Consider the following 23,431-nt stretch of genomic DNA (forward strand, 5'->3'; position numbering starts at 1 on the left):
ATGACTGCTCTTGCGTACAGGGATGTGGCCACCTCAATCACAGAGCACTTCTAAAAACGTAGGCGAGGCCGTCAGCGCAAGGCAAAAACAGGCGAAAAAGCGCAGTTTACGTGGCGTAAATGAGCATTTTGAGGCTGTTTTTAACGCCGCGATGACAACGCAGGTAGTTTTTAGAGGTGTCTCGCCGGGCCGTGAGGCCCCGTACCACCAGGACCACCCGATGCTGCAACGCCTCCTCTGGAAACTCCTGCCCAAGGCGCAACGGCGCTTCCTGCTGGACCGCCTCTCGGTGGTGGACCGCCAGGCCGTGAACAAGGCGATGTCGGCCAACCTCGCGTTTCCCGAGCCGTTCCAGCAGCGCGCCTGCCTGTTCATCCACGTGCCCAAGTGCGCCGGCAGCAGTGTCTGTCTCAGCCTGTTCGATGGCTGGTACCCCGGCCACCTGCCGCTGTACTGGTACGAGCGGCAGTTCCCGGAGCAGTACGCCGAAAGCTTCAAGTTCACCTTCGTGCGCGACCCGCTGGAGCGGGCCTATTCGGCCTATGCCTTCCTGCGGGGCAACCCGCTGTCGACCCGCGATGCAGAGGCCCAGCGCCTGGTGCGGAGCTTCCGCGACTTCGACGAGTTCGTCGCCCGCTGGCTGCACCCGGACAATCTCCACCGCCAGCTACACTTTGCGCCGCAGACCGATTTCCTGGTCGATTCGCTCGGGCAACTGGCCGTGGATTTCATTGGCCGCCAGGAAAACATGGCGCATGATTTCCACCGTCTCTGCCAGCGGCTCGGAGTCCAGGCCGACCTACCCCGCGCCAACGTCTCATGCGAGCGCCAGGCGGCGCCGGTGAGGCAGTTCTGTACCGCTCGAACCCGCCGCCTGGTGCGACGGGCCTATCAACGCGACTACGAGATGCTTGGCTATGCCCAGTCCTGACTCCTCCGCCGTGCCGGCATGGATCCGCCCCTACAACCTGGCCCTGTCCAAGTCCGCGCGCGCTGCGATCAAGCACCAGCGCCCCTGCTGCATCTGGTTGACCGGCCTTTCCGGTGCCGGCAAGTCGACCCTGGCCAACGCCCTGGAGATGGAGCTGAACGCCCGTGGCCTGCACACCTTCGTGCTGGACGGCGACAACGTGCGCAACGGGCTCTGCCGTGACCTGGGCATGGACGATGCCTCGCGCCGCGAGAACATCCGTCGCATCGCCGAGGTGGCCCGGCTGATGGTGGATGCCGGGCTGGTGGTGATCGTCTCCGCCATCTCGCCGTTCCGAGCCGACCGCGAGGCGGCGCGGGCGCTGTTCCAGCTGGGCGAGTTCCACTGCGTGTACGTCAGCACCTCCTTCGAGGCCTGCGCCCGGCGCGACCCGAAGGGCCTGTACAAGGCCGCGCAGGAAGGGCGCATCCGCAACTTCACCGGGCTCGACAGCCCCTACGAGCCGCCGCTGGACGCCGAATGCGTGATCGACACCGAGGAGGTGGAGGTGCCGCAGGCGCTGGAGCTACTGGTGGACCTGGCGCTGGGGCGTTAGGCGCTCGGTCGTTCCCGGCGGGGCCGTTCGGCCTCGCCCGCCATCTCGCTCCATGGGGCGCTGTTCCGTCCCGCCCCGCCTGTGCTTCCAGCTGCCCAACCGCTCAATACACCTGCACCGGTTCGGCCAGGTTCAGCACGCCGCTGTCGTTGAAGCGCACGGTGCCCCAGAACCCGCCGCCGAGTTTGCCGCGCACGCTGTAGGGAATGCCTGCGCGGGTGTTGCGGCTGCTGGTGGCGCCCCAGGCCTGACGCAGGGCGGAGAAGGCCGAGATGGTCACCGGCACGCTCACCACGGTTTCGCTGAAGCGGGGGATTTCCCCGGCCTGGTCGGAGACGCCGCTGGCCAGCGGCTGGTCGTTGATGTCCAGGTCCAGGGCGATGCCGTTGTAGCGGATGGGCGTGTCGTTGGGGTTCTGCACCCGCAGCTTCACCACGAAGCGCATCTCCAGCCCCTGGCCGGGGACCGGCTCCATGCCCACCAGGTCGATGCGCACCGGGTCCCGTGGGGCCAGGTTGGCGCAGCCCGAGAACGCCAGCAGGAGCAGGGTGCAGAGCAACGCATGGAGGGGGTGGCGAATCGTGTGCATCGGGGCGGTCCATCGACAACGGGAGCTGTGTGTACAGACCGGTCGTGGCGCCGATCATTCCCCGCCGGCCGCAAAGCGCAGCGCGGCGCAACGCCGCGACCCGCCGGGATGCCGCGGCCCAGGCGCGGCGGCGCCGGGCTGACCGCCGGTCGGAAAATCCCCCTGAACTCCTGCCTCCGCTGCGCCGTCCATTGCCTTGCCAAGGAACTAGAGCGAGCCGAGCCATGATCCGCTACCTGGGCCTGAAGGGCGTCAAAGGGCGCACCCTGCTGGTCAGCACCGTCAACGAGTTCATCGACGATGAGCTGCCGACCTATGCCTCGGCGCTGGCCTTCCAGATGTTCTTTTCCCTGTTCCCGTTCCTGCTGTTGCTGATCGCGCTGATCGGTTTCCTGCACCTGCCGACCTTCTTCGACTGGTTGCAGACCCAGGCGGCGCTGGTGCTCCCGGTGGAGGCGATGGACCTGGTGCGCCCGGCCATCGAGCAGTTGCAGACGCAGAAGCCCGGGCTGTTCTCCCTGGGGGCGGTGGTGGCGCTGTGGTCCGCCTCGTCGGCGGTGCGTTCGAGCATGGATGCGATGAACCGCGTCTACGACGTGGTGGAGAGCCGCCCGGCCTGGAAGCGCATTCCGCTCTCGGTGCTCTACACCCTGGGCGTGGCGGCCTTCCTGCTGGCGGCGGCGGGCTTGATGATCACCGGGCCGCAGGCCATGGGCTGGCTGGCGCAGCGGGTGGGCATCGAGGAGGCGGTGGTGATCCTGTGGAACTGGCTGCGCATTCCGGCCGCGATCCTGCTGATGATGGCGGTGGTGGCGACCCTCTATTACCTGCTGCCGGACGTGAAGCAGGAGTTCCGCTTCATCACCCCCGGCTCGGTGCTGGCGGTGCTGGCCTGGCTGCTGGCCTCGTTCGGCTTCAGCTACTACGCCCAGCACTTCGCCACCTACAACGCCATGTACGGCAGCATCGGCGCCATCATCATCCTCCTGCTGTACCTCTACCTGTCGGCGGCGGTGCTGCTGCTGGGGGCGGAGCTGAACGCGGTGATCGAACACCACTCCCGCGAGGGCAAGAACCCCGGCGAACGCCGGCCGGGGGAAGACGGCAGCGTGGCGCAGGGCTGAGCCCTCACTGTTCCTCGATGTCCAGCAGCAGGTCTTCGAGGGCTTCGCGGTATTCCCCCGGTTCTTCCCACAGGCCGCGTTGCTGGGCTTCCAGCAGGCGTTCGGTGATGTCACGCAGGGACTCGGGGTTGTGCTGCTGGAGGAAGGCGCGGGTGTCGGCATCCAGCAGGTAGGCGTCGGCCAGCAGGGCGTACTGGTGGTCGTCCACCAGTTGGGTGGTGGCGTCGAAGGCGAACAGGTAGTCCACCGTCGCGGCCAGTTCGAAGGCGCCCTTGTAGCCGTGGCGCTTCATGCCGGCGATCCACTTGGGGTTGGCGGCGCGGGCGCGCACCACCCGGCCCAGTTCCTCCCGCAGGGTGCGGATGCGCGGCAGGTCCGGCTGGCCGTGGTCGCCGTGGTAGCTGGCGACCGCCTGGCCGCGCAGGGTCTCGGCGGTGGCGAGCATGCCGCCCTGGAACTGGTAGTAGTCGTTGGAATCGAGGATGTCGTGCTCGCGGTTGTCCTGGTTCTGCAGCACCGCCTGTAGCCCTTCCAGGCGCTCGCCGAAGCGTTGCCGGGCCGGGGTGCCGGCATCGCTGGCCCCGTAGGCGTAGCCGCCCCAGTTGAGGTAGGCCTCGGCCAGGTCGGTGCGGGTTTCCCAGGTGCGGGCCTCGATCACCCCTTGCACGCCCGCGCCGTAGGCGCCGGGCTGGGCGCCGAACACCCGCCAGCCGGCTTCGCGGCGCGCGGCCTCCGCTGGCAGGCCTTCGCCTTCCAGGCGGGCGCGGTCCTGGCGCACGCGGGCGGCGAGGGGGTTGAGGTCGTCGGGCTCGTCCAGCTCGGCGACGGCCTGTACGGCCGCGTCGAACAGGCGGATGAGGTTGGCGAAGGCGTCGCGGAAGAAGCCCGAGACCCGCAGCGTCACGTCCACGCGCGGGCGGTCCAGCAAGGACAGCGGGAGGATCTCGAAGTCCTCCACGCGCTGGCTGCCGGCCTGCCACACCGGGCGTACGCCCAGCAGGGCCATGGCCTGGGCGATGTCGTCGCCGCCGGTGCGCATGGTGGCGGTGCCCCAGACGGACAGGCCGAGCTGGCGCAGGTGGTCGCCTTCGTCCTGCAGGTGGCGCTCCAGCAGCAGGCTGGCGGACTGGAAGCCCAGGCGCCAGGCGGTGGGCGTGGGCAGGTTGCGCACGTCCACGGTGAAGAAGTTGCGCCCGGTGGGCAGCACGTCGAGGCGCCCGCGGCTGGGGGCGCCGCTGGGGCCGGGGGGCACGAAGCGCCCGTCGAGGGCGGCCAGCACGCCGCCGATTTCCGCTGCGCCACAGGCGTCCAGGGCGGGGGCGATCACCTGCCGCAGGTTGTGGATAACCGCGTCGCTGGCGGGGCCGATGGCTTCGGCGGCCGGGTTGGCGATCAGCTGGCGGGCCAGCAGCTCCAGGCGCTCGCGGGTGTCGCCGTTGCTGCGCCAGGGCGCGTCGTCGACGCCCTGGAGCACGGCGGGGCGCGGCCCTTCCCAGGGTTCGGCCCAGGCCAGGTCGAGCGGGTCGCGGTCGAGCGCCAGGTCGCGGGCGAGGGCGCGCAGCAGGCTGGCGTTGCCGCCCTTGCCGTCGGCACGGGGGATGCGCACCAGGGACAGCAGGGTGTCGTCGCGCAGGCCCGCCACGGGGGATTCACCGAACACGTGCAGGCCGTCGCGGATCTGCGATTCCTTGAGGTCGCAGAGGTAGGCGTCCAGCTGCGGCAGCCAGCTGTCGGCGTCGTCGTTGAGGCTGAGCCCCAGCTCGCGGTCGAGGGCGGTGGCCCTGACCAGTTCGAGGATTTCGCCGCGCAGCTGCACGGCCCGGCGGGGGTCGAGCAGGGAGGCGTCGTAGTACTCGTCGGCCAGGCGCTCCAGGTCGCGCAGCGGGCCGTAGGTTTCGGCGCGGGTCAGCGGCGGCATCAGGTGGTCGATGATCACCGCCTGGGCGCGGCGCTTGGCCTGGGCGCCTTCGCCGGGGTCGTTGACGATGAAGGGGTAGATGTTCGGCAGCGGCCCCATCACCGCGTCCGGCCAGCATTCGGCGGACAGGCCGACACCCTTGCCGGGCAGCCATTCGAGGTTGCCGTGCTTGCCGACGTGCACCAGCGCATCGGCGCCGAACACCTCGCGCAGCCAGAAATAAAAGGCCAGGTAGCCGTGGGGCGGTACCAGCGACGGGTCGTGGTAGATGGCCGCCGGGTCCAACTGGTAGCCCCGCGCCGGCTGGATGCCGACGAAGGCGAGGCCGAAGCGCAGGCCGGCGATCATCATCCGTCCGCTGCGGAACATCGGGTCCTGTTGCGGCTCGCCCCAGCGCTCCGTCACCGCCCGCTGGTTGGCTTCGGGGAGGCGGGAGAAGCAGGCGAGGTAGTCGTCCAGGGCCAGGCTCTGGGCGCAGGGGCGGGCGTCGAGGTTGTCGAGGTCGTTGCTGACGCCGCCCAGCAGGCTGTGGATGAGGGCGGTGCCGCTCTCCGGCAGGCCGGCCACGGGGTAACCCCGGGCCTCCAGGGCGCGGAGGATATTCAGCGCGCCGGCCGGGGTGTCCAGGCCCACGCCGTTGCCGATGCGGCCGTCACGGGTGGGGTAGTTGGCGAGGATCAGCGCCACGCGCTTGTCGGCGTTGGCCTTGCGCGCCAGCAGCAGCCAGCGCCGCGCCAGTTCGGCGACGAAGTCCATGCGCTCGACATGGGGCAGGTAGCAGACCACGTCGCTCTGGCTGCGCTCGCTGCGCCAGGCCAGGCCTTTGAAGCTGATGGCGCGGGTGATGAGGCGGCCGTCCAGCTCCGGCAGGGCGACGTGCATGGCCAGGTCACGGGGGCCCAGGCCCTGGGCGTTGGCCTCCCACTGGGGCTGGTTGTCCAGGCTGCAGATGGCCTGGAACACCGGCACGTCGCGGCGGAACGGGCGCAGGCTGGGGGCCTCCGGCGAGGACTGGGCGAAGCCGGTGGTGTTGATGATCAGCTCGACGCCGGCCTCGTCCAGCCAGTCTTCGAGGGTGGCCAGGCAGGCGGCCTCCTTGAGGCTGGCCACGGCGATGGGCAGGGGGTTGAGGCCCTGGGCGGCGAGGCGTTCGCAGAAGGTGTCGAGGAAGCCGGTGTTCGCCGCCTGCAGGTGGGTGCGGTAGAACACCAGCGCCACCACGGGCTGCTCGGGTTGCCAGTCGGCGCGCCAGTGGGCGAGCCCGGCGTTGGGCTGGCGCGGGTGGTAGACCGCGACGCGGGGCAGCGCCCTGGGCTCCTCCCAGGGCATCGCGTGGCCCAGGCAGCGGCTGGCGAGGCAGGCGAACAGCTGCCGGGCGTTGTCCAGCCCGCCCTGGCGCAGGTAGTGCCAGTAGCGCTCGGCATCCTCTGTGGGAACGGTGCAGAGCCGTGCCAGCTCGGGATCGGGGCGGTCGTCTCCGGGCACCAGGATCAGCGTGGCGCCGCGCTCGGCCAGCGCCACCAGTTGCTCGATGCCGTAGCGCCAGTAGCCGACGCCGCCGTGCACGGAGATGAGGATGACCTTGGCGTGCTGCAGCACCTCGTCGACGTAGAGGTCCACCGAGGCGTGGTTCTGCAGCTGCATCGGGTTGGCCAGGCGCAGGCTCGGGTAGTCCTCCGGCAGCGTGCGGGCGGCCTCGGCCAGCAGCGCCAGGTGCGAGTCGCCGCTGCAGAGGATGACCAGCTCGGCGGGCGTCTGGGCCAGATGGGCGATGCCATCGTCGGGGACGAAGCCGCCGGGCTGGGTGCGCAACAGGTGCATGGCTCGGGCCTCGGCTCGGTGGAGCGGCCCTCTCCCGGGGGAGAGGCGCCGGTTCGGTGGTTACGCCAGGGCGGTGCGCAGTTCGTTGGCGATGGTGGCCTGGTCCAGCTCCTGGCCGATCACCACCAGGCGGGTGGCGCGGGGCTCGTCGCTGCGCCAGGCGCGGTCGAAGTGCTTGTCGAAGCGCTTGCCGACGCCCTGCACCAGCAGGCGCATGGGCTTGCCGGTGACGGCGACGAAGCCCTTGATGCGCAGGATGGCGTGGCGTTCCACCAACTGGCCGAGGGCCGCGAGCAGGGCGCGCTCGTCCACTTCCGGGAGGTCGACGTGGAAGGAGTCGAACTCGTCGTGGTCGTGGTCCTCGTGTTCTTCGTGGTCGTGGTGGGTGGGGCGGCTGTCGATGTGCAGCTCGGCTTCGGCGTTCAGGCCCAGCAGCACGTCCAGCGGAAGCTTGCCGGAGGCGGCCTCGACCACCTTCACCGCCGGCGGCAGCTCTTCGCTGACTTCGGCGCGTACGGCGGCCAGGGCGTCGGCATCCAGCAGGTCGGTCTTGTTGAGGATCACCAGGTCGGCGCTGGCCAGCTGGTCTTCGAAGAGTTCGTGCAGGGGCGATTCGTGGTCGAGGTTCGGGTCCTGCTTGCGCTGCTCGTCCACCTGGTCGGGGAAGGCGGCGAAGGTGCCGGCGGCGACGGCGGGGCTGTCCACCACGGTGATCACCGCGTCCACGGTGCAGGCATTGCGGATCTCGGGCCACTGGAAGGCCTGCACCAGGGGCTTGGGCAGGGCCAGGCCGGAGGTCTCGATGAGGATCTGGTCGAGGTCGCCACGGCGCGCCACCAGTTCGCGCATGACCGGGAAGAACTCTTCCTGCACGGTGCAGCACAGGCAGCCGTTGGCCAGTTCGAAGACGCGGCCCACGGCCTCTTCCTCGCTGCAGCCGATGCTGCATTGCTTGAGGATGTCGCCGTCGATGCCCAGCTCGCCGAATTCGTTGACGATCACCGCGATGCGGCGACCCTGGGCGTTGTCCAGCATGTGGCGGAGGAGGGTGGTCTTACCGGCACCGAGGAAGCCGGTGACGATGGTGACGGGGAGCTTGGCCAGGGTTTTCATGCGCGCCTCTCAGGTGCTCTGTGGCGGGCATGACGAATGCAGCGGGCCGGGCCCACTGGAGGTATTCGCCACCGGATCACCCCGCCCGGTTGTCTGGAAATTCGCCGAGGCAGGTCTCCTGGCTCGCAGCCTGGCGCGGGGCGCCGCCGGGTCCGCCTTCCCGCCCGTGGGCAGTGGCTGTGGACAGGGCATCAGCTGCTTACAGTTGCGGGGGCAGCCGTGGCTTGGACCACGTTCCCTCTTAGCTCCAGCGCTCGCTGGAGAACCTCGAAAGGACGGAAGGCTACGCAGGGCCCGGGCGGCGGTCAATCGCGTTGGTTGACGCCTCGTCGGGCCCGTGCTGTCCTTGCGCGGATTTTTCCCGCCCGGTCGCCTGCCACGCCATGAACCCCGCTGCTCCTTCCCTGACGCCGCCTTCGCTGGTGGCCGGTTTCGGCTGCCGCCAGGGCTGCACGGCGGCGGAGCTGGGGGCCTTGCTGGATGCCTGCCTGGCCGAGGCCGGGGTGCCGCCGGCGCGCCTGGCGGCGTTGGCGACCCGCGAGGACCGCGCCCTGGAGCTAGGCCTGCAGGCGCTGGCGGCGGAGCGCAACCTGCCGTTGCAGGGCGTTTCCCCCGAGGCGCTGAACGCCCTGGAGGCGCGCCTGAGCCAGCCGTCCGAGCGGGTCCGCGCCCTGGCCGGCAGTGCGGGGGTGGCCGAGGCGGCGGCCCTGGCGCTGGCCGATCGGCTGGGGCAGGGGCCTTCGCACCTGCTGCTCGACAAACGCCGCAGTGCTCGCGCGACCTGCGCGTTGGCCTGCATCCACCTGGAGGCTGAACGGCCATGACGGTCTATTTCATTGGCGCCGGTCCGGGCGATCCGGAACTCATCACGGTGAAGGGGCAGCGGCTGATCCACCGCTGCCCGGTGATCCTCTATGCCGGCTCGCTGGTGCCGGAGGCGGTGCTGGAGGGGCACCAGGCGCAGCAGGTGGTGAACACCGCCGAGCTGCACCTGGAGCAGATCGTTGCGCTGCTGGCCGAGGCCCATGCCCGGGGCCAGGACGTGGCGCGGGTGCATTCGGGCGATCCGTCGCTGTATGGCGCCATCGGCGAGCAGATCCGCCACCTGCGCGAGCGTGGCATTCCCTACGAGATCGTGCCGGGCGTTACTGCCACGGCGGCCTGTGCGGCCCTGCTGGGCTGCGAGCTGACGCTGCCGGAGGTGTCGCAGACGCTGATCCTCACCCGCCACGCCAGCAAGACGCGGATGCCCGAGGGCGAGTCCCTGGGGGACCTGGCCCGTCACCGGGCGACCCTGGCGATCCACCTGGGGGTGAGCCGGATCGAGGAAATCGTCGCCGAACTGCTGCCGCACTACGGGCCGGCCTGCCCGGTGGCGGTGATCCACCGCGCCAGCTGGCCGGACCAGGCCCAGGTCACCGGCACCCTCGCCGACATCGCCGAGAAGGTGCGGGCCGTGGGCTTTCGCCGGACGGCGCTGATCCTGGTGGGGGAGGTGCTGGCGGCCGAGGGCTTTGCCGACTCGTCGCTGTACCGCGCCGGGCATGCGCACCTGTACCGGCCGGGCGAGTGACGGCTCGGTCGCGAGAGGATCGCTGCATATCGCTGAGTGTTGCCTGCCGGATGCCGGCTTTTTCGCCTGCGTTCGCCTTGCCCGCCCCGATCCGCCCGGGCTTTTCGGCGGGCCTGTAGTGACGTACCGCTGTGAAACCCGCAGAATGCAGCCTTTCCGGCCTTTGGCCGGCCCGTCCGTATGACTTCGGCCTTGAGCGACCTGACTCCTTATGCGAATGCGCTTGATGCTGCTGGGCGGTGGCAATGCCCTTGGACAGGCGCTGATTCGCCTGGGTGCCGAGGATGATGTGGGGTTCCTCGCCCCGCGCCCGCCCGAGCAGGGTTGGGACGCCGCCAGCCTGACGCAGTTGCTCGACGACACCCGCCCCGACGCGGTGGTGAACCTCGCCTACTACTTCGACTGGTTCCAGGCCGAAGACGTGAGCGCTGAGCGCTTCGCGGCCCAGGAGCGGTCGGTGGAGCGCCTCGCCGAGCTGTGCCAGCACCACAACATCGTGCTGCTGCAGCCTTCCAGCTACCGGGTCTTCGATGGCGCCCGCGCCACGGCCTACAGCGAGAAGGACGAGACCATTCCCCTGAGCCTGCGTGGCCAGTCCCTCTGGCGCATCGAGCAGAGCGTTCGCGCCCTGTGCCCGCGCCATGTGCTGCTGCGCTTCGGCTGGCTGCTGGACGACAGCCGCGAAGGCACCCTGGGCCGCTTCCTGGTCCGCGCCGAGCGGGACGACGAGATCTGCCTGGCGGACGACCGCCGTGGCAACCCGACCCCGGCCGACGATGCCGCGCGGGTCATGCTGGCGGTGCTCAAGCAGCTGGACTGCGCCGCGCCGCTGTGGGGCACCTACCACTACGGCGCCCACGAGGCGACCACCACCCTGGCCCTGGGCCAGGCGGTGCTCACCGAGGCACGCGCCCTGCACCCGCTGAAGGTGCAGGACATCACCCCGCAGGCCCACGCGGCCCGCCCCGACGCGGCGGACGAACCGCAGCACGCCGTGCTGGCCTGCAAGAAGATCTTCCACACCTTCGGCATCAAGCCGCGCGCCTGGCGTGCGGCCCTGCCGGCCCTGCTGGACCGCTACTACCGACATGGCTGATCCCATCCTCATCACCGGCGGCGCCGGCTTCATCGGTTCGCACCTGGCGGACCAGTTGCTGGCCCGCGGGCACGCCGTGCGCGTGCTGGACAACCTCTCCACCGGCAAGCCCGGCAACCTGGCACTGGACAACCCGCACCTGGAGCTGATCGAGGGCGACGTGGCCGATGCGGCGGTGGTCGCGCGTGCCATGGCCGGCTGCAAGGCGGTGGCGCACCTGGCCGCCGTGGCCTCGGTACAGGCTTCGGTGGATGACCCGGTGGCGACCCACCAGGCCAACTTCATCGGCACCCTGAACGTCTGCGAAGCCATGCGCACCCACGGGGTGAAGCGCGTGCTGTTCGCCTCCAGCGCCGCGATCTACGGCCAGAACGGCGAAGGCCAGGCCATCGACGAAGACACCGCCAAGGCACCGCTGACGCCCTACGCGTCGGACAAGCTGGCCAGCGAGCACTACCTGGATTTCTACCGGCGCGAGCACGGCCTGGAGCCGGCGATCTTCCGCTTCTTCAACATCTACGGCCCGCGCCAGGACCCATCGTCGCCCTACTCGGGGGTGATCAGCATCTTCACCGAGCGGGCGCTGGCCGGTTCGCCCATCACCGTCTTCGGCGATGGCGAGCAGACCCGTGACTTCCTCTACGTCGGCGACCTGGTGCAGGTGCTGGCCGAGGCGCTGGAGATGCCGGCTGTGGAGGTGGGGGCGGTGAACGTCGGCCTGCGCCAGTCCACCAGCCTGAACCAACTGCTGGCGGCCATCGGCGAGGTGGTGGGCGGTCTGCCTGAGATCCGTCATGCGCCCGGGCGTGCGGGGGATATCCGCCATTCCCTGGCCGACAACCAGCGCCTGCTGGCACGCTTCGACTTCCCCGAGCCGACGCCCCTGGCCAAGGGCCTGGCCGAGCTGCTCGGCCGCTGAGCCCGCTCCATGAGAAAGGCGCCTCCGGGCGCCTTTCTTCTTTCCGCTCGCTTTCACCCTAGGGCTTCACCCCGGGACCGCAGCAGCCCAAACGAAAAAGGCGCCCGAAGGCGCCTTTGTTCTGTGCAGCAGGGCTTAGAACTTGTAGCCCAGGCCGACCATGTAGACCCACGGGTCGACGTCGACGTTGACCTTGGCGCGCACACCGCCAGCGATGCTGTTATCGACATAGGCGCGGGTGTCGATGTCGATGTAGCGGACCTGGGCGTTCAGCATGACGTTGTCGGTCAGCATGTAGTCGGCACCGACCTGCCAGGCCAGGCCCCAGGAGTTCTTCACGTTGAAGTTGTCGAAGCCGGCGGCGGTTGCCTCGCTGCCCACGTGCTCGTCATAGATCCAGGTGTAGTTGATGCCACCGCCCACGTAGGGCTGGAAGGCGGACTTCGGATCCAGCGGGTAGTACACCAGGCTCAGGGTCGGCGGCAGGTGCTTCAGGGTACCCAGCTTGCCGTTGGCGGAGTCGAGGGCGGTGCCCTTGATCTTCACGTCGTGCTCGAACGGGGTGGCCGCCAGCAGTTCGATGGCCAGGTTGTCGGTCAGCATGTAGGCGAAGTTCAGGCCGAGCTGGGTGTCGCTGCTCATGGTGGCCTTGCCGCCCAGGTCGGTGCCGGCCAGTGCGCCGCGATCCACCTTCACGCTGGAGGAATCGGCTTCCGGGTTGACGGTGATGGCGCCGGCGCGGATCAGGATGTCACCGGCCTGGTGGGCCTGGGCCATGGGTGCAGCCACGGCCAGTGCGAGAAGAGAGGCAGCGAGGAACGACTTTTTCATGGAGGGCTCCAGGTCTTGAGCTGTGTTGGCTGTGGCGCAGTTTCAGGGAACCGGCCCCCCATTCGCCTTGATCTAGCTCAATGCCGATGCGGATTCGTTAGCAGGCTTGCTAACCACCCTCCGTTTTCACTGGGATTCGTACGGATAGATCTTGCTCGCTTCCATCTGGTAGCCGGCTTCGGCCAGTTCGCTGGTGGAGGCTTTCACCTGCAGCGGGCCTTCGATCCAGAACGGCTGGTAGAGCGCATCCATCAGCACGCCCAGCTCGGTGGTGACGTGGACGATCTGGTTGGACGGCGGCGGCGGGACGTGGATGCAGGCGCCGAAGTAGGGCACCAGCAGGAACTCGGTCACGCGGCCTTCCTCGGTGACGTCCAGCGGGACGATGTACCCGGGCAGCTTCACCTCCTGGCCGTCCAGCTCCTTGACCACCGGGGCGGCCGGGGATTGCTGTGTGGCCGCCGGGCCGGACTCGCTGGCCAGGGAGTCGGCCAGCTGCGACAGGTCGTGGATCGGGGCGGGCGGCGGAGGCGGCGGGGCGTCGGCGGGGATCATCTCCGACCAGGTCAGTTCACGCACATCCCCCGCCCAGAGAGCGGTGGTGGCCAGCAGCAGGAGGGCCGGCAGGGTCAGCAGGGCACGTTTCATTCGCAGCTCACAGGCGGATGGAGAGGCCGTCGGCCAGGGATTGTCGATAGGCGCGCCAGGCCGGCACGCTGCCCATCAGCAGGGCGGCGGCCAGGATACCGCCCAGCAGTGTCCACTCATAGTTAGAGGGCAGCGCCAGGGGCAGGTAGAGGCCGTAGTTGGCCTGCACGTAGCCCTGGCTGACGGCGATGCCGAGGTACAGCAGGCCGAGCCCGAGTACTGCACCGGCCACGGCCAGGGCGAAGGCCTCCAGAACCAGCAGGCTGCCGATGTGCCAGGGGCGCGCGCCCACGGAGCGGAGGATGGCCATTTCCCGGCGGCGTTCGTTGAGGCTGGTGAGGATGGCGGTGAGCATGCCGATCAGCCCGGTGAGCACCACGAACAGCGAGACCACGAACAGCGCCTTCTCGGCCGTGCCCATCAGGCTCCACAGCTCCTGCAGGGCGACGCCGGGGAGCACCGCCAGCAGCGGCTCGCCCCGGTATTCGTTGATCTGCCGCTGCAGGGCGAAGGTGGCGATCTTGCTGTTGAGCCCCAGCAGGAAGGCGGTGATGGCCTTGGGCTGCAGGTCCATGGCCCGGGCCTGGTCGGCGCTGACCTTGCCGGTACCGCGCGCGGGCACGCCGTTCTGCCAGTCCACGTGCAGCGCTTCCATGCCGGCCAGGGAGATGTGCAGGGTGCGGTCCACCGGGGTGCCGGTGCGTTCGAGGATGCCGACCACGGTGAACGGCTTGTCGTCGTGCTGCACCAGGCTGACGGTGCTGACGCCGTGGGCCAGCACGATGTGATCGCCCAGCTTGTACTTCAGCGCCTCGGCCACTTCAGCGCCGAGCACCACGTCGAACAGGTCGGCGAAGGGCTTGCCTTCGGCCAGCTTCAGCGGCTGGGCGCGGCCGTAGCGGTAGTGCTCGAAGTAGGCCTCGCTGGTGCCCATCACCCGGTAGCCCTTGTGGGAGTCGCCGAGGGAGATCGGGATGGCCCATTTCACCCGCTTGTCCTGGGCGATGGCTTCGAAGCTCTCCCAGCGGATGTTGTTGGTGGCGTTGCCGATGCGGAACACCGAGTAGAGCAGCAGGTTCACCGACCCGGAGCGGGCGCCGACGATCAGGTCGGTGCCGCTGATGGTGCTGGCGAAGCTGGCGCGGGCTTCCGTGCGTACCCGCTCCACCGCCAGCAGCAGGCAGACCGAGAGGGCGATGGCGAAGACCGTGAGCAGGGCGGTGAAGCGGCGGTTGGCGAGGCTCGCCAGGGCCAGGCGTAGCAGGTGCATCTCAGGCCTCCAGCGGGCGGGCTGCGCGGTTCAGGTCCAGCAGCGAGAGGCTGCGGTCGAAGAGGGGGGCCAGGCTCTGGTCATGGCTGACGAAGAGCAGGCTGGTGCCGGCGTCGCGGCATTCGTCGAAGAGCAGGCGCAGGAAGCTCTCGCGGGCATCGGCGTCCAGGGCCGAGGTGGGCTCGTCGGCGATCAGCAGCTCCGGCTGGCCGATCAGCGCGCGGGCGGCGGCGACCCGCTGCTGCTGGCCGATCGACAGGGCATCGGCGCGGCGCTCCAGCAGGGCCTCGCCGAGGCCGAGGTGGCCGAGCAGGGTCACGGCGGCGGCCGACACGCTGCCGTGGCGTTGGCTGGCGCGCTGGGCGCGCAGGCGGGAGAAGCGGCAGGGCAGCTCGACGTTCTCGCGCACCGAGAGGAACGGCAGCAGGTTGAACTGCTGGAAGATGTAGCCGGTGTGGTCCACCCGGAAGCGGTCGCGAGCCCCGGAGGAGAGGGCGCCGAGGTCCTGGCCGAGCAGGCGGACGTGCCCCCGCCCGGGCGCCTGGACGCCGCCCAGCAGGCCCAGCAGGGTGGTCTTGCCGCTGCCGCTGGGGCCTTTGAGGAAGAGGGTTTCACCGCTGTTGAGGGTGAAGGCGGGGATGTCCAGCAACTCGGCCTGGCCGGGCCAGGCGAATCCCAGGTCGGTGATTTCGATCAGTGTCTGGCTCATGTACGGACGGCCGGGTTGCCCCGGCCGGCTCATCGGGGGATCAGAAGCTCAGGGAGGGGGCTGCGGGGGTCAGTTCGGCGCCCTGCTGGCCCTTCGGGCCGATCAGTTGTACCTGAATTTTCTGGGTGGCGGGGAAGCGCGTGAACAGGCCCTTGAGGTCCAGCCCGGTCAGCTTGGCCGGCGTTGCGCATTCCAGGTGGTAGCGCGCGTGGATCTCGCTGTGGGCGTGGTGGTGCTCATCGCCGTCCTCGTGCTTGTGCTCAGGCTCGTGGGCCTCTTCCGGGGCGTTGCCGAACAGCGGGCTTTCCAGTTCCTGTTCGGACACCTTGCAACCGGCGGCTTCGGGGAGGGCGAACAGGGCCAGGGGCTTTTCCAGCTCGGCGCGGGCCTTGGCCACGGCGGCCTTGTCGGCATCGCTACGGGCCTCGTGCTCGAAGCCCACCAGGTTCATGGCCGGGCTTTCCAGTTCCAGCTCCAGGGTGCCGCCGTCCAGGGCAGCATTGAGGCGGGCCACGCCGTGCTCGTGGGCACCCAGGCTGCCGTGGCCTTCGTGGTCGTGATCGTCGTGTTCATGGGCCTGGACGGAGAAGGCCAGGGGGAGCAGTGCGAAGGGCAGGGCGAGCAGCAGGCGGCGCATGGGAGTCTCCAGATGCGGGTGAAAAGCGGCGTTACGTTATAACAACTGTGGGCCGGCTTCCAGAGGCGTGAGAGCATGGCGCGTCGTTTATCGAGGAACCTTGCATGCTGCGCATTCGCGGACGGATCGGTGATTGGCCGGTGGACCTGACGGTGGAAATGGACGAGGAGGACTGGCAGCGCCTGGGCGCTCAATTGCACGTTGCCCCGGCAGCATCGCCCGAGCCGGTTGCGCCACCGGCAGCCGCCCCTTCCCGGCAGGCGGATCCACGCTGGGAGGCCGCCCTGGGGCTGCTGCGCGAGGCCGGCCGTCTGGAAGGCCCGCGCCTGCTGGCCGATCTGGAGGCCCTGGCGGGCAGTGCGGCAGCCGGCAAGCGCCTGCTGGTGCGCCTGCGCCATTGCGAGCAGGTGCAGCTGGAAGCCGGGGCGGACGCGCCGGTGTATGTCTGGAAGGGCTGAGGCGGGAGAGGCGGCCAGGCCGCCCTGATGGGGCGGCCTGGCAGGGCAATCAGTAGATCGCCTGGTATAGCTTGCGGCGGTAGGTGGTGACCAGCGGGTGATCATTGCCCAGCAGGTCGAACACCTGCAGCAGGGTCTTGTGGGGCAGGCCTTCGCCGTAGTTGCGGTTGCGCACGAACAGTCGCAGCAGGGCATCCAGGGCCGGTTCGTACTGCTGGCGGGCCAACTGGTGGATGGCCAACTGGTAGCTGGCTTCGTCGTCGCCCGCGTCCTGGGCCAGGCGGCTCTTCAGGGCGGCGGCCTCGGGCAGGTCGTTCACCTGGCGCAGGAAGGCCAGCTGGGCGCGGGCGCCGGCCAGGGCTTGCTTGTGCTCGTCGCCCTTGACCGCATCCAGCACCAGTTGGGCTTCACCCAGCTCGCCGCGCTCGGCGAGGCAGCGGGCGTAGAGGATCAGCGCCGGGGCGTTGCTGTTGTCTTCGCCCAGCAGTTGCTTGAGCACGGCCTCGGCATCACCGATGCGGCCGTCGTCGAACAGGGTCTGGGCCGCTTCCATCGGGTCGGCGGCTTCCGGTGCCGGTTCGGCAACGTGGGGGGCGAGCATGGCGCGGATCTGGGATTCCGGCTGGGCACCGGCGAAGCCGTCCACCGGTTGGCCGTCCTTGAACAGCACCACGGTGGGCAGGCTGCGGATGCCGAAGCGCATGACGATGTCCTGCTCGACGTCGCAGTTGACCTTGGCCAGCAGCAACTCGCCCCGGTAGGACTCGGCGATCTGTGCCAGCAGCGGCATGAGGGCTTTGCAGGGGGCGCACCACTCGGCCCAGAAATCCACCAGCACGGGCTTGTGGAAGGAGTTCTGGATCACCGACTGGTCGAAGTCGAGGGCGGTGGCATCGAAGATGTAGGGCGTGTCGCTCATCGTGGATTCCGTAAGCGCAGGGAAGAGAGTGGGCGAATCATACGGCCGCTAACGCCGCGCGCCTACCGGGTGGGGGCGAGCGGCGTGGCGCATCCGGCGGTTCAGCGGGCGGCGTGGTACAGGCTCACGTGGCGGAACTGCTCGGGCTCGGCCAGGTCCGGCCAGGTGCAGGCTTCCAGCATGGCCAGGCGGCGGTACAGCGGGTGGGCGAAGTCGCGCACGCGGGAGTCGGCCACCAGCGCTTCGCGGCCCCGGCTGAGGAAGTGGTCCAGCAGCGGCAGGTTGGCGCGGTCGTAGAGCACGTCGGCCACCACCACCAGGTCGAAGCGATCAGCCTCGGCGAAGAAGTCGGCGCTGTAGCCGAGCGTCACACCGTTCAGCGCGGCATTGGCGCGGCAGGCCTCCAGGGCCAGCGGGTCGAGGTCGCAGGCCACCACTTCCGCCGCGCCGGCCTTGGCGGCGGCGATGGCCGCCACGCCGGAGCCGGCGCCGAAGTCCAGCACGCGCTTGCCGGCGACCCAGTGGGGCTGCTCGGCGAACCAGCGCGCCAGGGCCAGGCCGCTGGCCCAGCAGAAGCACCAGTAGGGCGGCTCTTCGAGGATGCGCCGGGTCTCGTCGGCGTCGAAGGCGCGGTCCATGTTGTCGGCGTCGATCAGCCAGAGGCGCAGGTCGGTGCCCGGCAGCGTCTCGGCGCGCAATTGGGCATCGCCGAGCAACTGGGCGAGCGGGGCCTGCAGTGTCGAGGGCGGCGTCATGGCACGGTCTCCAGCTGCAGGGCGCCCAGGGACTGGCTTTCCGCCGCCGGGATGCGCCGCGGGGCGAGGCGCTGGATCAACTGGCCGGACTGGCTGACCCGGGCGCGCAATTCCACCCGCAGGTCCCGGGGGAAGGCCTCGGGGTTGAAGGTCAGGCGGAAGGGCAGGGCCGTGCCGGTGCCGTCGAGGCGTAGGCTGCCGAGCAGGCGCAGCGGGCGGTCGCGGGTGTCCACCGCCAGCAAGGCCAGCTCCACGTCGCTGCCGGCGGGGGCGCCCAGCAACTGGCCGTCCAGCGCGCGCATGTAGGCGGGCAACGGCTGCTCGGCAGCGGGCTTGGCGACCGGTTTCGCCGGTGCAGGTTCGGCGGGCGGCTCGCCGGCGCAGGCGGCCAGCAGGGCGGCAAGGGAAAGGATGTAGAGCGGACGCATCATGACTCCTGGCCAAGGGGGTACAGGCGGTGTGCGCGGCCTTATAGCTCAAACCCCGGTTGCTTGTCTTGCCAGGGAGATGCGCTCTACCATGTGGCCTTCTTTTCCGCCATAGCCCCCTCCCTGCCATGCACTGTCCCTTCTGCGGCGCCCATGACACCAAGGTGATCGACTCGCGACTGGTCGCGGAAGGCGATCAGGTCCGCCGTCGCCGCGAGTGCCTGGCCTGCGAGGAGCGCTTCACCACCTTCGAGACCGCCGAACTGGTGATGCCACGCCTGATCAAGCAGGATGGCAGCCGCCAGCCCTTCGACGAGGACAAGCTCCGTGCCGGCATGCAGCGGGCGCTGGAGAAGCGCCCGGTGAGCATCGAGCGTCTCGAAGAGGCCATCGCTCACATCAAGCACAAGCTGCGCGCCACCGGCGAGCGCGAGGTGAAGTCGCGGGTGCTGGGCGAGCTGGTGATGGTCGAGCTGCAGAAGCTCGACGAGGTGGCCTACATCCGCTTCGCTTCGGTCTATCGCCGCTTCCAGGACCTCAACGAGTTCCGCGAGGAAATCGAGCGGCTGGCCCGTGAGCCCTCCAAAGACTAAGGCATGACCGCATCCGACCAGGCCTTCATGGCCCGTGCGCTGGAACTGGCTCGCAAGGGCCTCTATTCGACCCACCCCAATCCCCGCGTCGGCTGCGTGATCGTCCGTGACGGCCAGGTGGTCGGCGAAGGCTGGCACGCCCGCGCCGGCGAGCCCCACGCCGAGGTGCACGCCCTGCGCCAGGCCGGTGAGCGCGCCCGGGGGGCCACCGCCTACGTGACCCTGGAGCCGTGCAGCCACCACGGGCGGACCCCGCCCTGCGCCGATGCGCTGGTGAACGCCGGCGTCGCCCGGGTGGTCGCCGCCATGCAGGACCCCAATCCCCAGGTGGCCGGCCGTGGCCTGCTGCGCCTGATGGACGCCGGCATCGCCGTGCAGTCCGGGGTGCTGGAGAGCGAGGCGCGCGTGCTCAATGCCGGCTTCATCAAGCGCATGGAAACCGGGTTGCCCTTCGTCCGCGTCAAGCTCGCCATGAGCCTGGACGGCCGCACCGCCATGGCCAGTGGCGAAAGCCAGTGGATCACCGGCCCGGCCGCCCGTGCCGCCGTGCAGCGCCTGCGGGCGCGGGCCAGCGTGGTGCTGACCGGTGCCGACACCGTGCTCACCGACGGCGCCCGCCTGACCGTGCGCCCCGACGAGCTGGGCCTGAACGCCGAACTGACCGCCCTGGCGGTGACCCGTCCGCCGCTGCGCGTGCTGGTGGACGGTCGCCTGCGGGTGCCGCTCTCCGCGCCCTTCTACCAGGCCGGCAAGGCCCTGGTGGCCACCTGCGCCGTGGCCTCGGCGCGGGATCGCTTCCAGGAGGAGGGCCACGAACTGCTGGCCGTGCCGAGCAGCAACGGCCATGTCGACCTGCGTCGTCTGCTGCTGGAACTGGGCTCGCGCGGGGCCAATGAAGTGCTGGTGGAGGCCGGGCCGCGCCTGGCCGGTGCCTTCGCCCGGGCGGGCCTGGTGGATGAATTCCAGATCTTCATGGCCGGTCGCCTGCTCGGCTCCAGCGCCCGTCCCCTGCTGGACTGGCCCCTGGCGCGGATGACCGAGGCGCCGCAGCTGAAGATCACCGACGTGCGTGCTGTCGGTGACGACTGGCGCATCATCGCCGTGCCGCTGCCTCTGGTTGCTCGATAGCTGATCATTTCCATCGAAACGACTGGCTTGGAGCAGGCCGCGCCCTGTGTTAAAAACGCGCTCGGCCTTCTGGAATGGAAGGCCGAAACGTTCTCAGGGCGGGGTGGAAGTCCCCACCGGCGGTAATTGCGCCACGCGCATAGCCCGCGAGCGCTTCCCGGTCGCCACGGCGAGGGGAAGGTCAGCAGACCCGGTGTGATCCCGGGGCCGACGGTCACAGTCCGGATGAAGAGAGAACGGGATTGCCCGCCTGGGTGCGCGTTCGCGCGTCCGCGAAGTCCCATTCGATCCAGAGCCCTGTTTCTCACCAAACAGGAGATCGACATGCTCAACCCCCTTCGACCGAACCGCGCGGCCCTGGCCGTTCGCGTGCCGGTCCTCGCCCAGGCTGCCCATGGCGGCCGCTCCATGACTCGGGAGGCTCCATGTTCACCGGCATAATCGAAGCCATCGGCACCATTCGCGCCATCACCCCCAAGGGCGGTGACGTCCGGGTCCTGGTGGAGACCGGCAAGCTGGACCTGGGCGACGTCAAGCTCGGCGACAGCATCGCCGTCAACGGCGTCTGCCTCACCGCCGTGGAACTGCCTGGCAACGGCTTCTGGGCCGACGTCAGCCGCGAGACCCTGGCGCGCACCGCCTTCGACGACCTCAAGCCGGGCAGCCCGGTGAACCTGGAAAAGGCCCTGACCCCCACCAGCCGCCTTGGCGGCCACCTGGTCAGCGGCCACGTCGACGGCATCGGGGAAGTGATCGCCCGGGAAGACAACGCCCGCGCCGTCCAATTCAGGATCCGCTCGCCGCGTGAACTGGCCAAGTACATCGCCCTGAAGGGGTCGATCACCGTCGACGGCACGAGCCTGACGGTGAACGCGGTCAATGGCGCCGAGTTCGAGCTGACCATCGTCCCGCACACCCTGGCGGAAACCATCATGGTGGATTACCGGCCCGGCCGCCGGGTGAACCTGGAGGTGGACCTGCTGGCCCGCTACCTGGAGCGCCTGCTGCTGGGCGACAAGGCCGCCGAGCCCCAGGCGTCCGGCATCACCGAAGGTTTCCTCGCCGAACACGGCTACCTCGGGGCGCATCTAAAAACGTAGGCGAGGCCGTCAGCGCAAGGCAAAAACAGGCGAAAAAGCGCAGTTTACGTGCGGTAAATGAGCATTTTGAGCCTGTTTTTAACGCCGCGATGACAACGCAGGTAGTTTTTAGAGATGCCCCTCAACCGCTGAATTCATTAAGGAGGGCCCATGGCTCTCAATACCGTTGACGAACTGATCGAAGACATCCGCCAGGGCAAGATGGTCATCCTCATGGATGACGAGGACCGCGAGAACGAAGGCGACCTGATCATGGCCTCCGAGTGCGTGCAGGCCGAGCACATCAACTTCATGGCGCGCTTCGCCCGCGGCCTGATCTGCATGCCGATGACCCGCGAGCGCTGCGAACTGCTCAAACTGCCGCTGATGGCGCCGCGCAACGGCTCCGGCTTCGGCACCAAGTTCACCGTCTCCATCGAAGCGGCCGAAGGCGTCACCACCGGCATCTCCGCCGCCGACCGCGCGCGCACCGTGCAGGTGGCCGCCGCCAAGGGCGCCAAGGCCGAGGACATCGTCAGCCCCGGCCACATCTTCCCGCTGATGGCCCAGCCCGGCGGCGTGCTGGCCCGTGCCGGCCACACCGAGGCGGCCTGCGACCTGGCGCGCATGGCCGGCTTCGAGGCGTCCGGAGTGATCTGCGAGATCATGAATGACGACGGCACCATGGCCCGTCGCCCCGAGCTGGAGACCTTCGCCGCCGAGCACGGGATCAAGATCGGCACCATCGCCGACCTCATCCACTACCGCCTGATCCACGAACGCACCGTCGAGCGCATCGCCGAGCAGCCGCTGGACAGCGAACTGGGGCACTTCAACCTGGTGACCTACCGCGATGCCGTGGAAGGCGACGTGCACATGGCGCTGACCCTGGGCGAGATCAGCCCGGAAGAGCCGACCCTGGTGCGCGTGCACAACATGGACCCGCTGCGCGACCTGTTCATGGTCAACCAGTCCGGTCGCTGGAGCCTGCGCGCGGCGATGAAGGAAGTGGCCGCCTCCGGCAGCGGCGTGGTGCTGCTGCTGGGCAACCCGCTGACCGGCCCGCAGCTGCTGGCGCACCTGGAGCGCCAGCTGGGCACCGAGGCCAAGGTCACCACGCCCTCCACCTACAGCACTGTCGGTGCCGGCTCGCAGATTCTTCGCGACCTCGGGGTGCGCAAGATGCGCCTGATGAGTTCGCCGATGAAGTTCAACGCGATATCCGGTTTCGACCTGGAAGTTGTAGAATACCTGCCCGCTGAATGACCCGAAGGGCCCTGGCCGTGAACGGCCGGGGCCTTCGCTCTTTAATTGACGAGAACCCGCCCATGCCCCTGAAGACCATCGAAGGTACCTTCATCGCCCCCAAAGGCCGCTATGCCCTGGTGGTCGGCCGCTTCAACAGCTTTGTCGTGGAAAGCCTGGTAAGTGGCGCCGTAGACGCCCTGGTCCGCCATGGCGTGTCCGAGGACGACATCACCATCATCCGTGCCCCCGGTGCCTTCGAGATCCCCCTGGTCACCCAGAAGGTCGCCCAGCGTGGCGAGTTCGCCGCCATCATCGCCCTGGGCGCCGTCATCCGTGGCGGCACCCCGCACTTCGAATACGTCGCCGGTGAGTGCACCAAGGGCCTGGCCCAGGTGTCCATGGAGTTCGGCGTGCCGGTCGCCTTCGGCGTCCTGACCGTCGACTCCATCGAGCAGGCCATCGAGCGCTCCGGCACCAAGGCCGGCAACAAAGGCGCCGAAGCCGCACTCTCCGCCCTCGAAATGGTCAGCCTGCTGGCGGCCTTGGAGGCCAAGTGAGTTTCAACAGCGACAACGACGCCCCCGAGGCGCCGAAGAAGCCCGCCAAGGGCAAGATCGCCACGCGTCGCCAGGCCCGCAGCCTGGCCATGCAGGCGCTCTACTCCTGGCACATCGCCGGCCAGCCCCTGAACGAGATCGAAGCGCAGTTCCGCGTCGACAACGATTTCAGCCAGGTGGACGGTGCCTACTTCCACGAGATCCTCCATGGCGTACCGCGCCAGAAGACCGAGATCGACGAGGCCTTCCTGCCCTGCCTGGATCGCCCCCTGGAAGAGGTCGACCCGGTCGAGCTGGCCATCCTGCGCCTCTCCACCTACGAGCTGATGAACCGCGTCGACGTGCCGTACCGCGTGGTCATCAACGAAGGCATCGAGCTGGCCAAGGTCTTCGGTGCCACCGACGGGCACAAGTTCGTCAACGGCGTCCTCGACAAGCTGGCGCCCCGCCTGCGCGCCGCCGAGGTTCGTGGCGGCAAGCGCTGAGCCCCCG

General features: G+C 69.2%; 25 protein-coding genes and 2 riboswitches. Of the genes, 14 read left to right on the forward strand and 11 right to left on the reverse strand.

Translation table 11 applies throughout. The features are described 5' to 3' along the window. Positions 1-220: 220 nt before the first annotated feature. Together PotMrB4_RS04110 and cysC are read left to right on the forward strand one after the other, a co-directional pair. Positions 221-931: a sulfotransferase family 2 domain-containing protein gene (locus PotMrB4_RS04110; RefSeq protein ID WP_107331005.1), complete on the forward strand. Its 711-nt coding sequence runs from the start codon at positions 221-223 to the stop codon at positions 929-931. Then, the gene (gene cysC, locus PotMrB4_RS04115) at positions 918-1,526 is read left to right on the forward strand and encodes an adenylyl-sulfate kinase (RefSeq protein ID WP_044402573.1); all 609 of its coding nucleotides are present in this window, start codon (positions 918-920) and stop codon (positions 1,524-1,526) included. Before PotMrB4_RS04110 ends, cysC begins: the two co-directional genes overlap by 14 nt. A gap of 103 nt (positions 1,527-1,629) precedes the next feature. Here cysC and PotMrB4_RS04120 read toward each other — a convergent pair whose 3' ends face one another. After that, positions 1,630-2,115, reverse strand: coding sequence for an LEA type 2 family protein (locus PotMrB4_RS04120; RefSeq protein WP_172432593.1), 486 nt, complete (start codon positions 2,113-2,115; stop codon positions 1,630-1,632). 224 nt (positions 2,116-2,339) lie between these two features. On the opposite strand from PotMrB4_RS04120, the gene PotMrB4_RS04125 reads away from it, so the two are divergent. Further along, the gene (locus PotMrB4_RS04125; protein ID WP_142012372.1) at positions 2,340-3,239 is read left to right on the forward strand and encodes a YihY/virulence factor BrkB family protein; all 900 of its coding nucleotides are present in this window, start codon (positions 2,340-2,342) and stop codon (positions 3,237-3,239) included. A 4-nt stretch (positions 3,240-3,243) separates the two neighbouring features. On the opposite strand, the gene cobN is transcribed toward PotMrB4_RS04125, so the two are convergent. Both cobN and cobW read right to left on the reverse strand, forming a co-directional pair. Continuing rightward, positions 3,244-6,978, reverse strand: a complete 3,735-nt coding sequence (cobN, locus tag PotMrB4_RS04130) for a cobaltochelatase subunit CobN (RefSeq protein ID WP_172432594.1) — start codon at positions 6,976-6,978, stop codon at positions 3,244-3,246. A gap of 60 nt (positions 6,979-7,038) precedes the next feature. Beyond that, positions 7,039-8,091, reverse strand: coding sequence for a cobalamin biosynthesis protein CobW (gene cobW, locus PotMrB4_RS04135; RefSeq protein ID WP_074972792.1), 1,053 nt, complete (start codon positions 8,089-8,091; stop codon positions 7,039-7,041). A gap of 91 nt (positions 8,092-8,182) precedes the next feature. Next, a riboswitch (cobalamin riboswitch) is annotated at positions 8,183-8,376 on the reverse strand. Positions 8,377-8,474: 98 nt separating this feature from the next. Between cobW and PotMrB4_RS04140 the strand changes: the two genes are divergently transcribed. From PotMrB4_RS04140 to PotMrB4_RS04155, 4 genes are all read left to right on the forward strand, one after another. Beyond that, complete coding sequence (locus PotMrB4_RS04140; protein WP_172432595.1) at positions 8,475-8,915, forward strand: cobalamin biosynthesis protein; 441 nt, start codon at positions 8,475-8,477, stop codon at positions 8,913-8,915. Further along, positions 8,912-9,664: a precorrin-4 C(11)-methyltransferase gene (gene cobM / locus PotMrB4_RS04145; RefSeq protein WP_160480680.1), complete on the forward strand. Its 753-nt coding sequence runs from the start codon at positions 8,912-8,914 to the stop codon at positions 9,662-9,664. Before PotMrB4_RS04140 ends, cobM begins: the two co-directional genes overlap by 4 nt. 211 nt (positions 9,665-9,875) lie before the next feature. Further along, positions 9,876-10,760, forward strand: a complete 885-nt coding sequence (locus tag PotMrB4_RS04150; protein WP_074972798.1) for a sugar nucleotide-binding protein — start codon at positions 9,876-9,878, stop codon at positions 10,758-10,760. Beyond that, on the forward strand, positions 10,753-11,679 hold the full coding sequence (locus PotMrB4_RS04155; protein ID WP_172432596.1) for an NAD-dependent epimerase/dehydratase family protein: 927 nt from the start codon (positions 10,753-10,755) through the stop codon (positions 11,677-11,679). The genes PotMrB4_RS04150 and PotMrB4_RS04155 overlap by 8 nt, the downstream gene beginning before the upstream one ends. 135 nt (positions 11,680-11,814) lie before the next feature. On the opposite strand, the gene PotMrB4_RS04160 is transcribed toward PotMrB4_RS04155, so the two are convergent. The 5 genes from PotMrB4_RS04160 to PotMrB4_RS04180 form a co-directional block, all read right to left on the reverse strand. Beyond that, entirely contained in the window at positions 11,815-12,510 is a 696-nt protein-coding gene (locus PotMrB4_RS04160) for an OmpW/AlkL family protein (RefSeq protein WP_172432597.1), read from the reverse strand. 126 nt (positions 12,511-12,636) lie between these two features. Next, the gene (locus PotMrB4_RS04165) at positions 12,637-13,158 is read right to left on the reverse strand and encodes a DUF3299 domain-containing protein (protein WP_044402546.1); all 522 of its coding nucleotides are present in this window, start codon (positions 13,156-13,158) and stop codon (positions 12,637-12,639) included. A gap of 7 nt (positions 13,159-13,165) precedes the next feature. Continuing rightward, positions 13,166-14,428 carry an ABC transporter permease gene (locus PotMrB4_RS04170; protein WP_172432598.1) on the reverse strand — a complete coding sequence of 421 codons (1,263 nt, stop codon included), beginning with the start codon at positions 14,426-14,428 and terminating at the stop codon, positions 13,166-13,168. A gap of 1 nt (position 14,429) precedes the next feature. After that, on the reverse strand, positions 14,430-15,137 hold the full coding sequence (locus PotMrB4_RS04175) for an ABC transporter ATP-binding protein (protein ID WP_172432599.1): 708 nt from the start codon (positions 15,135-15,137) through the stop codon (positions 14,430-14,432). 40 nt (positions 15,138-15,177) lie between these two features. Next, the gene (locus PotMrB4_RS04180; protein WP_172432600.1) at positions 15,178-15,774 is read right to left on the reverse strand and encodes a DUF2796 domain-containing protein; all 597 of its coding nucleotides are present in this window, start codon (positions 15,772-15,774) and stop codon (positions 15,178-15,180) included. 104 nt (positions 15,775-15,878) lie between these two features. Between PotMrB4_RS04180 and PotMrB4_RS04185 the strand changes: the two genes are divergently transcribed. Then, entirely contained in the window at positions 15,879-16,232 is a 354-nt protein-coding gene (locus tag PotMrB4_RS04185) for a hypothetical protein (protein WP_074972810.1), read from the forward strand. A 49-nt stretch (positions 16,233-16,281) separates the two neighbouring features. Here the strand turns inward: PotMrB4_RS04185 and trxA are convergent, their stop codons facing one another. From trxA to PotMrB4_RS04200, 3 genes are all read right to left on the reverse strand, one after another. Then, the gene (gene trxA, locus PotMrB4_RS04190; protein ID WP_172432601.1) at positions 16,282-17,151 is read right to left on the reverse strand and encodes a thioredoxin; all 870 of its coding nucleotides are present in this window, start codon (positions 17,149-17,151) and stop codon (positions 16,282-16,284) included. 101 nt (positions 17,152-17,252) lie between these two features. Beyond that, on the reverse strand, positions 17,253-17,906 hold the full coding sequence (locus PotMrB4_RS04195; protein WP_044402528.1) for a class I SAM-dependent methyltransferase: 654 nt from the start codon (positions 17,904-17,906) through the stop codon (positions 17,253-17,255). Further along, complete coding sequence (locus tag PotMrB4_RS04200) at positions 17,903-18,334, reverse strand: YbaY family lipoprotein (RefSeq protein WP_232060794.1); 432 nt, start codon at positions 18,332-18,334, stop codon at positions 17,903-17,905. Before PotMrB4_RS04200 ends, PotMrB4_RS04195 begins: the two co-directional genes overlap by 4 nt. Positions 18,335-18,462: 128 nt before the next feature. On the opposite strand from PotMrB4_RS04200, the gene nrdR reads away from it, so the two are divergent. The 6 genes from nrdR to nusB all read left to right on the forward strand — a co-directional run bounded on the left by nrdR (position 18,463) and on the right by nusB (position 23,424). Beyond that, entirely contained in the window at positions 18,463-18,927 is a 465-nt protein-coding gene (gene nrdR / locus PotMrB4_RS04205) for a transcriptional regulator NrdR (RefSeq protein ID WP_044402522.1), read from the forward strand. A gap of 3 nt (positions 18,928-18,930) precedes the next feature. Further along, complete coding sequence (gene ribD, locus PotMrB4_RS04210) at positions 18,931-20,055, forward strand: bifunctional diaminohydroxyphosphoribosylaminopyrimidine deaminase/5-amino-6-(5-phosphoribosylamino)uracil reductase RibD (RefSeq protein WP_172432602.1); 1,125 nt, start codon at positions 18,931-18,933, stop codon at positions 20,053-20,055. A gap of 85 nt (positions 20,056-20,140) precedes the next feature. Next, positions 20,141-20,297: riboswitch (FMN riboswitch) on the forward strand. A gap of 183 nt (positions 20,298-20,480) precedes the next feature. Continuing rightward, positions 20,481-21,155 (forward strand): riboflavin synthase, encoded by a 675-nt coding sequence (locus PotMrB4_RS04215; RefSeq protein WP_142012353.1) that lies wholly within the window; start codon positions 20,481-20,483, stop codon positions 21,153-21,155. Between the two features lie 150 nt (positions 21,156-21,305). Further along, positions 21,306-22,400 carry a bifunctional 3,4-dihydroxy-2-butanone-4-phosphate synthase/GTP cyclohydrolase II gene (ribBA, locus tag PotMrB4_RS04220; protein WP_172432603.1) on the forward strand — a complete coding sequence of 365 codons (1,095 nt, stop codon included), beginning with the start codon at positions 21,306-21,308 and terminating at the stop codon, positions 22,398-22,400. Between the two features lie 62 nt (positions 22,401-22,462). After that, positions 22,463-22,939: a 6,7-dimethyl-8-ribityllumazine synthase gene (ribH, locus tag PotMrB4_RS04225; protein ID WP_044402509.1), complete on the forward strand. Its 477-nt coding sequence runs from the start codon at positions 22,463-22,465 to the stop codon at positions 22,937-22,939. Next, the gene (gene nusB, locus PotMrB4_RS04230) at positions 22,936-23,424 is read left to right on the forward strand and encodes a transcription antitermination factor NusB (RefSeq protein WP_044402506.1); all 489 of its coding nucleotides are present in this window, start codon (positions 22,936-22,938) and stop codon (positions 23,422-23,424) included. The genes ribH and nusB overlap by 4 nt, the downstream gene beginning before the upstream one ends. Positions 23,425-23,431: the final 7 nt, after the last annotated feature.

The sequence above is a fragment of the Metapseudomonas otitidis genome (assembly GCF_011397855.1).
Classification (GTDB): domain Bacteria; phylum Pseudomonadota; class Gammaproteobacteria; order Pseudomonadales; family Pseudomonadaceae; genus Metapseudomonas; species Metapseudomonas otitidis.

Excerpts from the sequence above, each read along its gene's own strand:
- PotMrB4_RS04180 (WP_172432600.1), bottom strand. The coding sequence starts at position 15,774 with ATGCGCCGCCTGCTGCTCGCCCTGCCCTTCGCACTGCTCCCCCTGGCC.
- PotMrB4_RS04155 (WP_172432596.1), top strand. The coding sequence starts at position 10,753 with ATGGCTGATCCCATCCTCATCACCGGCGGCGCCGGCTTCATCGGTTCG.
- ribH (WP_044402509.1), top strand. The coding sequence starts at position 22,463 with ATGCCCCTGAAGACCATCGAAGGTACCTTCATCGCCCCCAAAGGCCGC.
- PotMrB4_RS04170 (WP_172432598.1), bottom strand. The coding sequence starts at position 14,428 with ATGCACCTGCTACGCCTGGCCCTGGCGAGCCTCGCCAACCGCCGCTTC.
- cobN (WP_172432594.1), bottom strand. The coding sequence starts at position 6,978 with ATGCACCTGTTGCGCACCCAGCCCGGCGGCTTCGTCCCCGACGATGGC.
- ribBA (WP_172432603.1), top strand. The coding sequence starts at position 21,306 with ATGGCTCTCAATACCGTTGACGAACTGATCGAAGACATCCGCCAGGGC.
- PotMrB4_RS04110 (WP_107331005.1), top strand. The coding sequence starts at position 221 with ATGCTGCAACGCCTCCTCTGGAAACTCCTGCCCAAGGCGCAACGGCGC.
- ribD (WP_172432602.1), top strand. The coding sequence starts at position 18,931 with ATGACCGCATCCGACCAGGCCTTCATGGCCCGTGCGCTGGAACTGGCT.
- cysC (WP_044402573.1), top strand. The coding sequence starts at position 918 with ATGCCCAGTCCTGACTCCTCCGCCGTGCCGGCATGGATCCGCCCCTAC.
- PotMrB4_RS04175 (WP_172432599.1), bottom strand. The coding sequence starts at position 15,137 with ATGAGCCAGACACTGATCGAAATCACCGACCTGGGATTCGCCTGGCCC.
- cobW (WP_074972792.1), bottom strand. The coding sequence starts at position 8,091 with ATGAAAACCCTGGCCAAGCTCCCCGTCACCATCGTCACCGGCTTCCTC.
- cobM (WP_160480680.1), top strand. The coding sequence starts at position 8,912 with ATGACGGTCTATTTCATTGGCGCCGGTCCGGGCGATCCGGAACTCATC.
- nrdR (WP_044402522.1), top strand. The coding sequence starts at position 18,463 with ATGCACTGTCCCTTCTGCGGCGCCCATGACACCAAGGTGATCGACTCG.
- PotMrB4_RS04160 (WP_172432597.1), bottom strand. The coding sequence starts at position 12,510 with ATGAAAAAGTCGTTCCTCGCTGCCTCTCTTCTCGCACTGGCCGTGGCT.
- PotMrB4_RS04185 (WP_074972810.1), top strand. The coding sequence starts at position 15,879 with ATGCTGCGCATTCGCGGACGGATCGGTGATTGGCCGGTGGACCTGACG.
- PotMrB4_RS04165 (WP_044402546.1), bottom strand. The coding sequence starts at position 13,158 with ATGAAACGTGCCCTGCTGACCCTGCCGGCCCTCCTGCTGCTGGCCACC.
- PotMrB4_RS04120 (WP_172432593.1), bottom strand. The coding sequence starts at position 2,115 with ATGCACACGATTCGCCACCCCCTCCATGCGTTGCTCTGCACCCTGCTC.
- PotMrB4_RS04150 (WP_074972798.1), top strand. The coding sequence starts at position 9,876 with ATGCGAATGCGCTTGATGCTGCTGGGCGGTGGCAATGCCCTTGGACAG.
- PotMrB4_RS04195 (WP_044402528.1), bottom strand. The coding sequence starts at position 17,906 with ATGACGCCGCCCTCGACACTGCAGGCCCCGCTCGCCCAGTTGCTCGGC.
- trxA (WP_172432601.1), bottom strand. The coding sequence starts at position 17,151 with ATGAGCGACACGCCCTACATCTTCGATGCCACCGCCCTCGACTTCGAC.
- PotMrB4_RS04215 (WP_142012353.1), top strand. The coding sequence starts at position 20,481 with ATGTTCACCGGCATAATCGAAGCCATCGGCACCATTCGCGCCATCACC.
- PotMrB4_RS04140 (WP_172432595.1), top strand. The coding sequence starts at position 8,475 with ATGAACCCCGCTGCTCCTTCCCTGACGCCGCCTTCGCTGGTGGCCGGT.
- PotMrB4_RS04200 (WP_232060794.1), bottom strand. The coding sequence starts at position 18,334 with ATGCGTCCGCTCTACATCCTTTCCCTTGCCGCCCTGCTGGCCGCCTGC.
- PotMrB4_RS04125 (WP_142012372.1), top strand. The coding sequence starts at position 2,340 with ATGATCCGCTACCTGGGCCTGAAGGGCGTCAAAGGGCGCACCCTGCTG.